The following is a 15,048-nucleotide window of genomic DNA, read 5'->3' as shown; positions in this document are numbered from 1 at the left end:
CGGTCTTGAGATTCGAACATGCTCGACAAGACCTACGATCCCGCCGACATCGAACCCCGGCTCTACGAGGGCTGGGAGAAATCCGGGGCCTTCAAGGCCGGCCGCAACGCGGGCGGCGAACCCTTCACCATCGTCATTCCGCCGCCCAACGTCACCGGCAGCCTGCACATGGGCCATGCCCTGAACAATACGCTGCAGGACATTCTGTGCCGCTTCGAGCGCATGCGCGGGCGCGACGTGCTGTGGCAGCCGGGCACCGACCATGCCGGCATCGCGACCCAGATGGTGGTCGAACGGCAATTGGCCCAGTCGGGCGAGAACGTCTCGCGCCGCGAGTTGGGGCGCGAGGAATTCGTGCGCCGGATCTGGGCCTGGAAGGAAGTCTCGGGCGGTACCATCACCCGCCAGCTCCGCCGCCTCGGCGCGTCCTGCGACTGGAGCCGCGAGCGCTTCACCATGGACGACGGGCTGTCCGCCGCCGTGCGCCGGGTCTTCGTCACGCTCTACAAGGAAGGCCTGATCTACAAGGACAAGCGCCTGGTCAACTGGGATCCGCATTTCCTGACCGCGATCTCCGATCTCGAGGTCGAGAGCCGCGAGACCAAGGGCAAGATGTGGCACATCCGCTATCCGGTGGAGGACAGCGAAGAGTCGATCGTGGTCGCCACCACGCGGCCCGAGACCATGCTGGGCGACAGCGGCGTCGCGGTCCATCCGGACGACGAGCGTTACACAAATCTGGTCGGCAAGTCGGTGATCCTGCCGCTGACCGGCCGGCGCATCCCGATCGTCGCCGACAACTATTCCGATCCCGAGAAGGGGACCGGCGCGGTGAAGATCACCCCGGCGCACGACTTCAACGATTTCGAGGTCGGCAAGCGTCACGATCTCGAACAGATCGCCGTCCTCGACGTCCACGCCCATATCGTCGATGCCGACTTCATTCCGGCGGCCTATCGCGGTCTCGACCGTTTCGAGGCGCGGAAGAAGATCGTCGGGGATCTGGAGGCCCAGGGCTTCCTGGTCGAGATCAAGGACCACGTCCTGATGCAGCCCTACGGCGATCGCTCCGGCGTCGTCATCGAGCCGATGCTGACCGATCAATGGTATGTCGATGCCGCCACCCTGGCGAAGCCGGCGATCGCGGCGGTGGAACAGGGCGATACCAGCTTCGTGCCGAAGAACTGGGACAAGACCTATTTCGAATGGATGCGCAACATCCAGCCCTGGTGCGTCTCGCGCCAGCTCTGGTGGGGCCATCAGATCCCGGCCTGGTACGGGCCCGACGGTCATGTCTTCGTCGAGGAGACGGCGGAAGCGGCCCAGGCCGCCGCCACCGCGCATTACGGGCAGGAGACCGCGCTGACCCGCGACGAGGACGTGCTCGACACCTGGTTCTCGTCGGCGCTCTGGCCGTTCTCGACGCTCGGCTGGCCCGAGGAGACGGACGTCCTGAAGCGGCGCTACAAGACCGACGTCCTGGTCACCGGCTTCGACATCATCTTCTTCTGGGTCGCGCGGATGATGATGATGGGGCTGCACTTCATGAAGGAAGTGCCGTTCCACACCGTCTACATCCACGCCCTGGTCCGCGACGAGAAGGGCCAGAAGATGTCGAAGTCGAAGGGCAACGTCATCGATCCCCTCGACCTGATCGACCGCTTCGGCGCCGATGCCCTGCGCTTCACCCTGGCCGCCATGGCGGCCCAGGGGCGCGACATCAAGCTCGCCACCCAGCGGGTCGAGGGCTATCGCAACTTCGCGACCAAGCTTTGGAACGCGGCGCGTTTCTGCGAGATGAACGAATGCCGGCTGGCGCCCGGTTTCGCGCCGGCCGCCGCCGGCCATACCATCAACCGCTGGGTCCTGGGCGAGGCGGAGCGCGTGACGGCGGCCGTCGTGGACGCGCTCGAGACCTATCGCTTCAACGAGGCGGCCGGGGCGGTCTATCAATTCGTCTGGGGCACCTTCTGCGACTGGTATCTCGAACTGATCAAGCCGCTGCTGAACGGCGAGGATGAGGCGGTGAAGGCGGAGACGCGGGCGACAGCGGCCCATGTCCTCGACCGTATCCTCGTCCTGCTGCATCCCTTCATGCCCTTCATCACCGAAGAGCTGTGGCGCAAGATGGCCGAAGGCGCGGCGGTCACCCGCGAGACCGATTTGGTGCTGGCGCCCTGGCCGGTGGCGGATGCCGGGCTGGCGGATCCGGCGGCCGATGCCGAGGTCGGCTGGGTGATCGGCCTGGTGACGGAGATCCGCGCGCTCCGCGCCGAAGCCAATGTGCCGGCCGGCGCCCGTCTCGACCTGGTGCTGGTGGCGGCCGATGCCGATGTCCGCGCCCGGGTCGGCACCCATGGCGACCTGATTTCGCGCCTCGCCCGGCTCGAATCGATCGCCTTCGCCGATGCGGCGCCCAAGGGCTCGGTCCAGCTCGTCGTGGCGGGGACCACGGCGGCCCTGGCGCTCGGCGACGTCATCGACCTCGCGGCGGAGCGCAAGCGCCTGGAGAAGGAAATCGGCAAGGCGGAACAGGACCTGGCCAAGATCGAGGCCAAGCTGGCCAATCCCGCCTTCACCGCCAAGGCCCCGCCCGAAGTCATCGAGGAACAGCAGGAGCGGCGCGAGGCCGCGCTTCAGACCAGGGGCAAATTGTCGGACGCCCTGGCCCGGCTCATCGCCAGCCTGTAATGGCGCCGTGAACGGGCCGGCGCCCCGCGACCCGAACGGGGTGGGGCGCCGGTCGGCTCACCAGGGCTTGGGAGCGGGCACCGGGCAGGGCCCCTCGACGTCCAGCGTGCCGAAATCGGCCGGGCCGACGATCTCCAGATATTCCATGTCGGGGGAATAATCGTAGAGGAAATGGGTGATGCCCGGGCGCTGGTGAACGCAGTCGCCGGCCTCGACCAGGGTGTCCTTGTCCTCATACATGAAACGGGCCCAGCCCTTCAGCATGATCACGATGTGGAAGTCGGCCTGGTGGCGGTGCCAGCCGGTGCCGGCCTCCGGCGCTTCGTTCGCCTTCACCAGATGGGCGATGACCTTGCCGCCCGTCGCCTCGGCGATGCCGAGATCGCGATAGAGGAAGAAGTCGCGAAGCCCACCGGACACGAAGGGGGTATCGCCGGCTTTGACATGGGAGAAGGTGGTGCTTTCACTCGTCATGGACGCGCTCCTTTACCGCCGAAAGGGCCCGTGATCAGAGGTCTGGTGATCAGGGATCAGGTGATATGGGCCACCGATCAGTGTCCATGAATATGCCGCACTGCGGCAAGATGGTTTGCGTGGCGGCGATCGCGAAATCGGCCGTTCAGCCGGCGATGCAGCGATCCATCGCCTGGCGGACCGTCGCCACGTCGGTCCTGGTGAGGCAGCGGACCATGGTCGCGTCCTCGCACACGAAACGGGGCGAGCCTTCGCCCGGCAGGACATAGGCCCAGCCGGTCGAACTCCGCGACGGGCGGCACATGGCGCGCCAATTCGTATCCTCGTCGGTCTTCCAGGCGACCCGATAGCGCCAGAGCCCCGGCAGAAAGGGGTCCGATGCGGCATCCACCACCGTATAGAAGAAGCCGCCGCCCTCGAAATGCCGGCCGATCACGGAATTGATGTCCCGGTCGCGGTCCTCGACATGGCTGATCGGCATGTCGCTTGCCGAAACCGATACGCCGACCACGTCGCTGGTCGCCGGCAGCGCGAGGAAGGCCATCGACAATCCGAGCGGGATCGACAGTCTTCTCCGGCGGGTCGGCGTCATGGATCGCTCCTCGCGAATCGCTTGGACGAATATCACTCCAGTAGCGTTAGCATACGCAGCAATCGCGCCCATTCTGTGACATAGGTCACGGCGAAGGCAACAGCCGTCGTGTCGCCGCGGCCCGTTGGCGGATCGCCGCTTCCCGGGTCGGAATCTCGATATAGGCGTTGGCGGCCCAGAGCGGCGCCATGTCGTCCCAATGGGGCGAATAGGGATTGCCGGACTGGCCGGTGGCGATCATGAAGCGCGAACGGTCGAGATCGGCGAGATCGTAGATCGCGCGAAAGCCGGCGGCATGGACGTCTGCGAAGGGCGTCGTCGCGCTGCCGAAGTTCATGGCGCCGCGCAGCAGCGTATCCTCTCCGCCGCCGACCGGCGGGCGGATGGCGATCATGTCCCCGACCACCGGCATGAAGCGCAGGATCGGATGCTGCATGTCGGCGAAATGCGCCTTGTCCCAGCGCCAGCCGGCCATGTCCCTGCCCTGCAGGGCGGAGATCGTGTCGAGCGCGTCGGCCAGTGCCGCGCGCACCAGCGTCGCGCAGGTTTCCGCCGTCTCCGTCGCCGGATCGTCGCACCATTGATCCTGATCGCCGAGGGCGGCGCGAAGCTGGATCGGGCGCAGCCCCGTCCAGCCCCGGAAATCGGGACCCAGCCGGCTTTCGAACAGGCGCGCCACGAGGGCGCGGCTCCAGGCCATGGCGATCAGCGGCTCGGGCCTGTCGCCGTCCATGTGATGGTCCCAATCCCGCAGCAGGGCGATGGCGTCGCCCGCGCGCCCTTCGGCGGGGCCGTGCAGTTCGATCAGGCGCGGCACGAATTCGGCCGAGAAGGGCGACAGCGTATCGGCCTGGCCCGCCGCCGCATCGTCGAGCGTGTAGTCCTTGGGCCGTGACCGCAGCAGTTCCGCGATGCGCTCGACGCGATAGGGCACGTCGTAATCCTTGCCGATCAGGAAGGGATAGTCGGGCCCGGTGACGGCATTGTTGGCATTCATCACCACGCCGCTGCCGGGGCGGCGCACCTGGGGCAGGGCGGCGAAGGGAACGAAGCCGGTCCAATCGCCTGCTCCCGCGGCGCCGTCGGCCGGCAGGCGGCCGTCGCCGGACTTGCGGACGGGCAGGCGCCCGGCGGCGATCATGCCGATGGTGCCTTTGGTATCGGCATAGGTCAGGTTCTGCTGCGGGCTGTGAAAATCCCGGGCCGCCTCGAGGAAGGCGTCGGCATCGCCGGCGTCCATGAAGGCGGCAAGCGCCTCGGGCGTGCGGTCGCCGGGCAGCAGGGCGACATGGGAGAGCGCGATCACCGTCCCCTCGTCGCGCGGCAGGTCGCCGGCCGAGAGGTCGGAGACCACGGGGCCGTGGCGCGTCGCGCGGATGGTGATGGTCGCCGGATCGCCGAAGCGGATATCGACCGTCTCCCGGCGTTCGGTGAAGGCTTCGCTGCCGTCGGGGGTCAGATAGCGCCCGGCATCCGCCGGATCGACGGTCTCGATGAAGAGATCGGCGCCGTCGCCCCCGGTCGTGGTCATGCCCCAGGCGACCGCGCCATTGTGGCCCAGCAGCGGCATGGGAATGCCGGGCAGGGTGGCGCCGACCAGGGACAGATCCGGTGCCGAGAGATGCACGAGATACCAGAGCCCGGGCGCCATCAGGCCGAGATGCGGGTCGTTGGCCAGGATCGGCTTGCCCGTCGCGGTCCGCGTGCCGTCCACCGCCCAGGCGTTGGAGGCGCCGGGCCCGGTCAGATCCGCCGCCGGCAGCATCAGGGCCAGCGCCCGGTCGATCGCCTCGATCGCCTCGTGCGAGACGAAGGGGTCGAGCCGGCCGCCGCCGTCGATCATGGGCGCGCCGCCGACCGGCGGGGTCAGGAACTCCAGGGTCTCGCCGTCGAGGCGGGCGGCGAGGCGGGCGCGCGACGCCTCCGTCCGCCAGTTGCCGGTCAGCATCAGGCCCAGCAGCTTGCCCATCAACAGGCTGTCGGCCGGGCGCCAGGGCGCGGGCTCGATCATCAGCAGGGTGAATTCCGGTGCCAGCGGGCGGTCGCGATGCGCGATCCAGGAATTCACGCCGGCGGCATAGGCTTCCAGCACCGACTTCAGCTCGGGGCTGGCGCTTTCGTATTCGGCGTCGGCGAGGCGGGCGGCGCCCAGGGTCCGGGCATAGACGTCGAGGGAGAGCGCCGCACGCCCGGCGACCGCCGCCATTTCGCCCCGGCCGAAGCGGCGGAACATCTCCATCTGGAACAGGCGGTCCTCGGCATGCAGGCGGCCGAGGGCGAAGAAGGCGTCGGCGCGGGACGCGGAAAGGATGTGGGGAATTCCCCGCGAATCACGCATGATGGTCACGGGGGCGCCCAGCCCCGCCACCACCTCATCTCCGTCGCTCGCCGGGACCGACCGGGCGAGCCAGAGGGTGATTGCCGCCACTGTAATCACCAATGTGGCAATCAGCGTGGCGAAGCCGATCAGACTCCATCTGAAGATGCTGCGCTTGGACACTTGAACCCCCGTCACTTGTGCTATTTTTTTGTTACAGCGCAAAATGTTGACGACAATCGTCTGGTGTCGCGCATAATAGTGACGTTGTGAACCGAGGTGAAAGGTATTCGACCCTGAACCCGTCTCGCCACATGTCGCCTCCCGTCCTTTCCGTCGCCGCACCGTCGACGCGCGAAGTGAAGCCGCCCGTTCGTGGCGGCTTTTTTATTGCGCGCGCGCCGGTGGGCGGCGGGGCGGGCAGGGGCGACCGCCTTCCTCCCTTATCGATGTCGAGGAGTGCCGCATGACCAAGAGAGCCGCCCGCGCCAAGTCCCAGCATGACGCCCATGAAGGCAAGGTGCGTACCCTGTTCCAGGACGTTTCGGGCTGGGATCCAGTCGACGAGGACGACAGGGAGCAGCGCTACGTCCGCAAGGTGCGGCCGCAGAGTGACAACCAGCGTCTCCTGATGGATGCGATCCAGACCCACAATCTGACACTCGCCCTCGGTCCCGCCGGCACCGGCAAGACCTATCTCGCCATCGCCCAGGCCGTCGAGGCGCTGGAGGCGGGCAACGTCAACCGTATCGTCCTCTCGCGCCCCGCGGTCGAGGCGGGGGAAAGCCTGGGTTACCTGCCGGGCGACATGCACGAGAAGCTGGCGCCCTATCTCCAGCCGCTCTATGACGCGCTCAACGAGCGTCTCGGCTCGAAGCGGCTGAAGGCCTATCTGGCCAATGGTTCGATCGAGATCGCGCCGGTCGCCTTCATGCGCGGGCGCACGCTGAACGGTGCCTTCGTCGTGATCGACGAGGCGCAGAACTGCACCTATGCCCAGATCAAGATGCTGCTGACCCGTCTCGGCTGGCATTCGACCATGGTGCTGACCGGCGACCCGGACCAGAGCGACCTGCTCGAAGGCGTCTCGGGCCTTGCCGACATCGCGCGCCGGCTGGAGACGGTGGACGGCATCGCCGTGGTCCGCCTGTCGGACCGCGACATCGTGCGCCACCCGCTGGTGGCGTCCATGCTCGGGGTGCTCTGAGGCGGCAACGCCGCCCTTGAAATGAAGAACCCAGCCGGGGTGACCCGGCTGGGTTTTCCTTGAACCCGCCAGAAATCAGGCGGCGTCGTTGTAGGCGATGCCCTTTTCGGCGAACAGGCCCTGCAACTCGCCGGTCTGATACATCTCGCGGATGATGTCGCAGCCGCCGATGAATTCACCCTTCACATAGAGCTGGGGAATGGTCGGCCAGTCCGAGAAGCGCTTGATGCCTTCCCGGAGCGAGGGGTCGGTCAGCACGTCGAAGCCCTTGAACTTCACGCCCAGCCGGCCCAGCACCTGGACCACGGCGGCGGAAAAGCCGCACTGCGGGAAGATGGGCGTCCCCTTCATGTAGAGGACGACGGCATGCTCGTCGATGTCGCGACGGATACGGTCGAGGACTTCTTCGCTCATGAGCAAACTCCAAACCGCAGGCGCGGTAGGTTGGATCGATAGACAAAGCTAGTGCCCCGCCGCGCCGCACGCAAGATGCGGCCCGAAAATGCGGGGACATGGGCGGCATGCGCCGCCGCCCGGCCCGCCTCAGATCACCCTGATGTTCTTGAACTGCCAGGGATCGCTGGTGTCGACATCCTCGGGGAACAATTCGCCCCGACCCTGGAGCGGAGTCCAGTCGGTGAAGACGCCCACGCGTGGACCCCAATAGGGCCCGGCGATGTCGAGGCAGCGTTCGAAGTCCATTTCCTCGGGCTCGACGATGCCCCGGCCCGGATTTTCGATCGCCCAGACCATGCCGGCGAGGACGGCGGCGGTCACCTGCAGGGTGGTGGCGCCATTGTGGGGCGCAAGGTCGCGCGCGGTCTGGATGTCGAGCTGGGAGCCGAGCCAATAGGCGCCCTTGGCATGGCCGGCCAGCAGCACGCCGAGTTCGTCGCAGCCCGAGACGATCTCGTCCATCATCAGGCGCTTCCTGTCCTGCATCTTCCAGTTCTTGCCGGCCAGCTCGTGGACCGAGAGCACGGCGTCGTCCGCCGGGTGATAGGCGTAGTGGCTGGTCGGGCGATAGACCACCTCGCCGTTCTCCTCGACCGTCAGATAGTCGGCGAGCGAGATCGATTCCGAATGGGTGATCAGGAAGCCGTGGAACGGGCCTTCCAGCGGCGTCCAGGTGCGCACGCGCTGGGAGGCGCCGGGGCGCTTCAGGAAGATCGCGGCGCCCTTGCCGATCTCGTGACGGCCGCCGTCGGGCGGGAAGGTCTTCTCGTGGGTGCCCCAGCCGAGTTCGGCGGGCTGGCAGCCTTCGCCGACGAAGCCGTCGACCGACCAGGTGTTGACGAATTCCCCGATCGCCTTCGGCACGTCGGCCTTCTGGCTGTCGCGCTCGGCGATGTGGATGACCTTCACGCCGAGGCTCTGCGCCAGCCTCGCCCAGCCGTCCCGCGTGGCCGGCTTTTCGGCGGGGGCGCCGCAGGCGGCGGCGATGTCGAGGAGGGCCTGTTTGACCAGATGGCTGACATGGCCCGGGTTGGCGCCGTGGGTGACGACGGCGGTCGGGCCGCCCTCATATTTCGCCTTCAGCGCCAGCGCCTTTTCGCGGAGGCCATAGTTCGACCGCTCGGTTTCGCTCAGGCCCTTGCCGGTATAGCCGCCGAGCCAGGGCTCGATGCAGGTGTCGATGTAGAAGGCACCGCGCTTCTGCGCCAGTTCGATCAGGTCGAGGGAGGAGACGTCGACCGAGAGGTTGACCAGGAAGTCGCCGTCCTCGAGCAGGGGCTCGACGATGCCGACGTAATTGTCGGGGGTCAGCTTTTCCTCGATGAAGGTGGCGCCATATTCCGCAGCGACCGCGGCGCCGTCCTGGACGGCGTTGATGATCGTGATGCGGCTGGCCGGCATGTCGATGTGTCGCAAGATCAGCGGCAGCACCCCTTGGCCGATCGAGCCGAAGCCGATCATCACGACCCGTCCGGCGAAAGCCGTATGCATCGTCTGGCGGTCCATGGTCAACGTTCTCCTGAACAGCGAGCGTAAGGCGCGGCGGCCACGCTCGGTTATGGCACCCATTGTAACTAGTGGTTTACGGGGTGGGGGGGATGTGGGTTCGATCTTGAACAGCGCCATGTTGAAATGGGCACCGATCAAGAGAAGAGTCGCGCTCGCGTAGAAGAATACCAGCACGACCACGATGGAGCCGAGGCTCCCGTAGGTGACATTATAGTTACCCAGGTTGCGCAGGAAGAGCGAAAACAGACTGGCCGATATGATCCAGCCGAAGGTAGTCAGAAAAGCACCCGGCATGATGGTGCGGATCTTCAGGTGTCGGGCCGGCAACAGCCAATGCATGGCGACCAGCGACAGGAAGACCATCAGGGTGCCCGCGCCATAGCGCGCGACGTCCCACAAGGGCCGGCCCCAGGACGGCGGCGCATAGGGTTTCACCAGGAAATCCCAGATCTGCGGTCCCAGGATGACGGCGAAGGAAATGCCGATCATGGCGACGGCGCCCACCACCACGAGGCCCAGGTGGATCGCGGTGACGGTCACGAACCAGCGGTGCTCGACGGCGCCGTAAGCCCGGTTCAGGGCGACGCGAAGGGCCGCGACGCCATTGCCGGCGGTATAGAGCGTGACCAGGACGCCGATGGTCAGGACGTTCGAATTGTGCCGGGAGGTCAGAACCTCGCGCACCGCCGGCGCCAGGGTCTTGGCGACGTCCTCGGGCAGGAAGGTGAACAGGGTCTGCACCGCCTGTTCGGCGCTTGCCGCCGTGCCCAGGCTGCCCGCCAGCGCCGCCAGCGCGATCAGGAAGGGGAACATCGCGAGAAGGCCGGTGAAGGCGAGATAGGCGGCCAGATGGGTCGCGTCCTCGCGGCTGGCACGCAGCAGGGCGCGGAACAGCGCCTTCACGATACGCCCGGCAAGGAACAGCGGCGCCAGCACGAGGCGCAACACCGCCCCCTGACGCGTGACCGGCCCCGGACGCGTGCCGGACTGCTTTGTCTCGACGTCAGACATGGTACCCTAGGAATGCCGGTCCTGGTAACCAATGGTCAAGGGATCCTTGCGCATTGTGCGGGAATGGCCGCCGCGAGACGGACTTGCGGCGCCGGTTTCCCGGCATGCGAAACGCCAGGCATGCATTCGAACGACGGTGCGAGGTGATGACGGATCTGAGCGAAAAGAAGCGGGTCTACGAAGTGCTGATCCTGCGGTCCGGCCGGTGGACCGTGGTCGACGTCCATGAGGAGCGGGAGGACGCCCTGGACCACGGCCAGCGACTGCGCGGCCAGCACGCGGGGGTCCGCGTCAACATCGAGCGGTTCGACGATCAGACCAATACCTTCATGACAACGACGCTGTGGGAATGGAAGGCGCCGAAGCGCGGCACGCAGACAGGCGTCGCCATGGCGCGCACGGCGGAACCGCGCCTTGCCCCGAACCCGGCGCCCAAGCCCGCGCCCCGGAAATCCTGGTGGCAGCGGCTGATCGGCCGTTAGGCCGGTCTTAATTCTCTTTGCCTAGCCTCGTTTCGGAACAGCGAGGAATCCCGACGACCATGCCCGACACGATGATTGAGGAACGGAAGACCGGCCCGAAGCAGGGCGCGGCCGGCGACCGGCGCCAGTTCGTGACCATGACCGTGGCGGGCCAACTCTTCGGTCTGCCCATTCTCGACGTCCACGACATCGTCGTGCCCGAGAAGGTGACCAAGGTGCCGCTGGCGGCGCCCGAGGTCGCGGGCCTGATCAACCTGCGCGGCAAGATCGTCACCGCCATCGACATGCGCGAAGTGCTGCGCGTGCCGCCCCTGACCACCGGACAGAAGCGGGTCGGCGTCACCGTCAGCCATCGGGGCGAGACCTATACGCTTCTGGTCGATGCGGTCGGCGAAGTGATCGAACTGGCCGACAATACATTCGAGGCCAATCCCCCCACCATGGATGCCCGCTGGCGCCATCTCGCCGACGGCGTCTTCCGCCTCCAGAACGAGCTTCTGGTGGCGCTTCGCGTCGACCGCATCATGCAGATCGAGGGCTGACGCCCGCCGCGCCGCCTCAGGCCAGCGCGGCCCCCAGGCCGTCCCGGCGCAGGCGGGGGCCGAAATCGTCGTCGAGGATGCCGGTGGCGTCATGGTCGCCGAGCCAGCCCTGAACGGTGCCGCGCATGTTCTCGTTCATGGCACGGTATTCGTCCTGTATGCGCTGGGCCATCCACAGGGTATAGGGCAGCGCGTCGCGGCGGAACGGTTCGCCCTGCATGGTGGTCGTGACGGGACCCAGGGTGCGCGACAGTTTCTTCTCGCCCGCCGCCATGGCCGCCACCGTCTTCGTCAGACTGTCCCCGATCGTCCGGGCCAGCGGGAAGAATTCACCGAAGATCGAGCGCAGCACGGGCGTCAGCGTGGCCGGCAGGGCGTCGTCCGGCAGCCACGTCCCCTCGGCGCCCCGGCCGTCGTGGGTGCGCTCGATCCACGCCCGCAGCCGGCGACGCGGCGTGACGAGATCGCGCAGCGGCGCCGGATCCCGCCCCAGATGGGCGTAGAGCGGCCCGATCAGCGCGAAATCCGCCAGGCTGGGCGCGCCGCCGAGAAGATAGGGATGGGCCTCGAAATGGTGCTCCAGGGCATCCAGCATGGCGACGGTCCAGCGCTCGATCAATGCGTGCTGCTCGGGCACGACGCCGATGGCGTCGAGATAGCCGCGCAGCGTGCGGGCGGCGCGGCGTGCCAGCAGCCGCTGCAGCAGGCCCGGCCCGAAAGGGGCGAGCGCCGTGCCCGCGTCGTGCTCGAACAGGGCGTAGTTCTCGGGGAAGGACCAGCGATAGTGCAGGGCCGGGGGAATCCACCATTCGTCCGCCCAGGCCTCGATCATCATGGCGGCCAGACGCTGGCGCGGCGTCTGCGGCAGCACCGGCCGGGCGGGAAAGCAGCGCTCCAGTTCGGCGATGATGTCGGTGGTGTCCTGCAGCCAGCGGCCTTCGGGGGTCTGGACCACCGGCATCACCACGACGCCGGTCCTGGCCGGGATACGCCACAGCAGCGTCAGGGCATCGATTTTCTTCTCGACGAAGGGAATGCCCTTGTAGCGCAGGTAGCCGCGCATCTTGCCGCTGTAATAGGACAGGTGCCAGCCGTGGAGGATATAGGGCGCGGTCATGATTTCCTCGTCGCGATCGGGGCTCAATTCGACCAGTAGATATAGGCCTCGCCGTCGTGCCAGGGCCGGTTCAGGGGCTGGTCCAGGGTGATCGGCGCCTCGACCAGGGACGGCCACAGGGGCTTTGCCTGCTCTTTCTCGAAGGCGTCCAGCATGGCGCGCAGTTCCGCCACCTTGTCCTTCCGGCTGGCGGCGAGATCGTCGCGCTCGCCCGGATCGGTGTCGAGATCGTAGAGCCGGACGGCCTCGGGATGAGCCGTGACCTGAAGCTTCCAATTCCCCGACTGTACCACCCAATAGGGGCCGGACCGCCAGAACAGGCGGTCGTGCGGCCGGCCGGCGGCGGCGCCGGTCAGGAAGGGCATGAGATCGACGCCGTCGATGACGCGGTCGTCGGGCACGGGCTGGCCGGCGGCGCCCGCCGCCGTCGCGAAGATGTCGAAATGGCTGATCGGGGCGGCGTAGGTCGAGCCGGCGGGGATCCGGCCGGGCCAGCGCATGAAGAAGGGCACGCGGATGCCGCCCTCGTAGAAGGTCGCCTTCCAGCCGCGATAGGGCTTGTTGAGATCGTCGAGACCGATGTAGTGGGCACCGCCGTTGTCGCTGGTGAAGACGACCAGGGTGTTCTCGTCGAGGCCCCGTTCCTTCAGCGCCTCGAGGACGCGGCCGACGTTGCGGTCGAGGGAGCGGATCATGGCCGCATAGACCCGCATGGTGTGGTCCTCGATGTGGGACAGCGCCTCGTAATCCTCGCGCGTGGCCTGAAGCGGCGTATGCGGCGCGTTATAGGCGAGATACATGAAGAAGGGCCGGTTGCGGTTGGCGTCGATCGCCTTGATCGCCTCGTCCGTCAGATAGTCCGTCATGTATCCCTTCGGCTCGAACAATTCGCCGCCGTTGAAATGGACGCCGTAGGGCAGCGCCGCCCACAGGAACTTGTCGATGGGGTCGAAGTCCTGCATCGAATTCACGACGTCGGGATCGTCCTTCTTCAGGAACAGCGAGGCGCCCGAGTAGAAGCCGAGGGATTCGTCGAAACCATGGGCCTGCGGCGTGAACTGCGGGCTTTCGCCCAGATGCCACTTGCCGAGATGCAGGGTGCGATAGCCGGCCTTCGACAGCAGCCGCGCGATCGTGATCTCGCTCGTCGGCAGGCCCTGGTCCTGATAGGGCGGCACCTCGGCCTCGCGGTCGGCGTGATAGATCGGGCGGATCGGGGTGTCGGGGTCGAAATGGCCGACCATCTGGGCGAATTCGACGGGCACGCCGGTGAATTCGAAGCCGAAACGGGTGCCGTAGCGCCCGGTCATGATCGCGGCGCGCGACGGCGAACAGGTGGCGTTGCCGGCATAGGCACTGGTGAAGTTCACGCCGTCGCGGCCGATCGAATCGATGTTGGGCGTCGGCACCGTGCCCCCGGCGACACCGCCGCCGTAGAAGCTGACGTCGTTGAAGCCGAGATCGTCGGCCAGGATGACGACGACATTGGGCGGACGGTCGCCCGTGGGCGCCGCGTCCGGCCCCGGCGTCCAGGCGACCTCGCGGTGCGGCGCGACGTCGGGCGTCATCCAGGGCAGGACCAGCAGCATCACGCCTTCACGGCCGCCGATGGCGAAGAAGGTGCCGGCGAGGACGGCGGCAAGAACCGCCGCCGCCAGAAGGATGCGCTTCATCGTTGGGTTTCCTCTCGATCTTGGGGAAGGGAATCGCCGTCGCGATAGACGGTGCGAAAGCCGATGTGCGACGTGCCGTCGCCGGACGCCGCCTCGCTCCGCGCGCCCGGGCGATAGCGGAAGCAGTAGTTGTCGGAACAGAGAAACGAGCCGCCCTTGACGACATGGCCGGCGGCGCCGCGGTCCCGGGTCCATTGCCAGACGTTGCCGGCCATGTCGTAGAGGCCGAAGCCGTTGGCGGGGAAACAGCCGACCGGCGAGGGCCGCGCCTTGTAGCCGTCGGTGCCCATGTCCATCAGGGGAAAGACGCCCTGCCAGGTATTGGCCAGCCGGGTGCCGTCGCCGGGCCGGGTTTCGCCCCAGGCGAAGGTCGCGCCCTCGAGGCCGCCGCGCGCGGCATATTCCCATTCGGCCTCGGTCGGCAGGTCGCGACCGAGCCAGCGGGCATAGGCAAGCGCATCCTCATAGGCGACATGGACCACGGGCAGATGCGCCATGCCCTCGATCGACGTGTCGGGGCCGCCCGGATGGCGCCAGTCGGCGCCGGGCACGACGGCCCACCATTGCCCGGGATCGTTGAGATCGACGGACTCCCGCGCGCCGACGAAGACCAGGGACGACGGCGCCGGACCCCGTTCCGCCCTGGTGACATAACCGGTCGCCGCGACGAAGGCGGCGAACTGGGCGTTGGTCACATCCGTCGGATCGATCCAGAACGGATCGAGGGTGACGCGGCGGGGCGGTCCTTCTTCGGGCAGAAGGGGGGAGGCGCCCAGGATCGCCGCCCCGCCGGCCAGACGTACCATGCCCCTGCGTGGAGCCCCGGGATCGGGCATGGCAACGTCCGGCAAACATTGTCCCGGCGCCGGCACGTCCGCCGGCGTCGGTCGCTGATAGGCGGCGAGGGCGGCCGTGACGGCACAGGTTGCCGTGGCCGCCGCCAGCAGCAGGCGATGGAGCGCGGAGGACATCGCGGC

Annotated in this window: 12 protein-coding genes and 1 pseudogene; 4 read left to right on the top strand and 9 right to left on the bottom strand. The window is 67.3% G+C overall.

Annotation, left to right across the window (positions count from 1 at the left end; genetic code table 11):
• Positions 1-18 precede the first annotated feature (18 nt).
• Positions 19-2,691 (top strand): valine--tRNA ligase, encoded by a 2,673-nt coding sequence (locus L2U69_RS05235; RefSeq protein WP_236105493.1) that lies wholly within the window; start codon positions 19-21, stop codon positions 2,689-2,691.
• A 57-nt stretch (positions 2,692-2,748) separates the two neighbouring features.
• Here L2U69_RS05235 and L2U69_RS05230 read toward each other — a convergent pair whose 3' ends face one another.
• The 3 genes from L2U69_RS05230 to L2U69_RS05220 form a co-directional block, all read right to left on the bottom strand.
• Entirely contained in the window at positions 2,749-3,165 is a 417-nt protein-coding gene (locus L2U69_RS05230) for a cupin domain-containing protein (RefSeq protein ID WP_236105492.1), read from the bottom strand.
• A 145-nt stretch (positions 3,166-3,310) separates the two neighbouring features.
• Positions 3,311-3,757, bottom strand: coding sequence for a hypothetical protein (locus tag L2U69_RS05225; RefSeq protein WP_236105491.1), 447 nt, complete (start codon positions 3,755-3,757; stop codon positions 3,311-3,313).
• An 85-nt stretch (positions 3,758-3,842) separates the two neighbouring features.
• Positions 3,843-6,257, bottom strand: a complete 2,415-nt coding sequence (locus L2U69_RS05220; protein ID WP_236105490.1) for a penicillin acylase family protein — start codon at positions 6,255-6,257, stop codon at positions 3,843-3,845.
• Between the two features lie 283 nt (positions 6,258-6,540).
• Between L2U69_RS05220 and L2U69_RS05215 the strand changes: the two genes are divergently transcribed.
• Positions 6,541-7,281: a PhoH family protein gene (locus L2U69_RS05215; protein ID WP_236105489.1), complete on the top strand. Its 741-nt coding sequence runs from the start codon at positions 6,541-6,543 to the stop codon at positions 7,279-7,281.
• Positions 7,282-7,356: 75 nt separating this feature from the next.
• Here the strand turns inward: L2U69_RS05215 and grxD are convergent, their stop codons facing one another.
• The 3 genes and pseudogenes from grxD to L2U69_RS05200 form a co-directional block, all read right to left on the bottom strand.
• A complete protein-coding gene (gene grxD / locus L2U69_RS05210) occupies positions 7,357-7,695 on the bottom strand; it encodes a Grx4 family monothiol glutaredoxin (protein ID WP_236105488.1) in 339 nt (112 codons plus the stop codon).
• Positions 7,696-7,824: 129 nt separating this feature from the next.
• Positions 7,825-9,243 (bottom strand): homospermidine synthase, encoded by a 1,419-nt coding sequence (locus L2U69_RS05205; RefSeq protein WP_236105795.1) that lies wholly within the window; start codon positions 9,241-9,243, stop codon positions 7,825-7,827.
• A gap of 120 nt (positions 9,244-9,363) precedes the next feature.
• Positions 9,364-10,257 (bottom strand): annotated as a pseudogene (locus tag L2U69_RS05200) (YihY/virulence factor BrkB family protein); the annotation flags it as partial.
• 146 nt (positions 10,258-10,403) lie between these two features.
• Here L2U69_RS05200 and L2U69_RS05195 point away from each other — a divergent pair.
• Entirely contained in the window at positions 10,404-10,739 is a 336-nt protein-coding gene (locus L2U69_RS05195) for a hypothetical protein (protein ID WP_236105487.1), read from the top strand.
• A 59-nt stretch (positions 10,740-10,798) separates the two neighbouring features.
• Positions 10,799-11,281, top strand: coding sequence for a chemotaxis protein CheW (locus L2U69_RS05190; protein ID WP_236105486.1), 483 nt, complete (start codon positions 10,799-10,801; stop codon positions 11,279-11,281).
• Positions 11,282-11,297: 16 nt separating this feature from the next.
• On the opposite strand, the gene L2U69_RS05185 is transcribed toward L2U69_RS05190, so the two are convergent.
• The 3 genes from L2U69_RS05185 to L2U69_RS05175 are packed head-to-tail and all read right to left on the bottom strand — an operon-like array spanning position 11,298 to position 15,042.
• Complete coding sequence (locus L2U69_RS05185) at positions 11,298-12,398, bottom strand: glutathione S-transferase family protein (protein ID WP_236105485.1); 1,101 nt, start codon at positions 12,396-12,398, stop codon at positions 11,298-11,300.
• 23 nt (positions 12,399-12,421) lie between these two features.
• Positions 12,422-14,071 carry a sulfatase gene (locus tag L2U69_RS05180; protein WP_236105484.1) on the bottom strand — a complete coding sequence of 550 codons (1,650 nt, stop codon included), beginning with the start codon at positions 14,069-14,071 and terminating at the stop codon, positions 12,422-12,424.
• Positions 14,068-15,042 (bottom strand): formylglycine-generating enzyme family protein, encoded by a 975-nt coding sequence (locus tag L2U69_RS05175; RefSeq protein WP_236105483.1) that lies wholly within the window; start codon positions 15,040-15,042, stop codon positions 14,068-14,070. The genes L2U69_RS05180 and L2U69_RS05175 overlap by 4 nt, the downstream gene beginning before the upstream one ends.
• Between the last annotated feature and the right edge of the window lie 6 nt (positions 15,043-15,048).

It is taken from the genome of Zavarzinia marina (genome assembly GCF_021568905.1).
GTDB classification, from domain to species: Bacteria; Pseudomonadota; Alphaproteobacteria; order Zavarziniales; family Zavarziniaceae; genus Zavarzinia; species Zavarzinia marina.
This window is presented reverse-complemented; position numbering and strand designations above follow the sequence as displayed.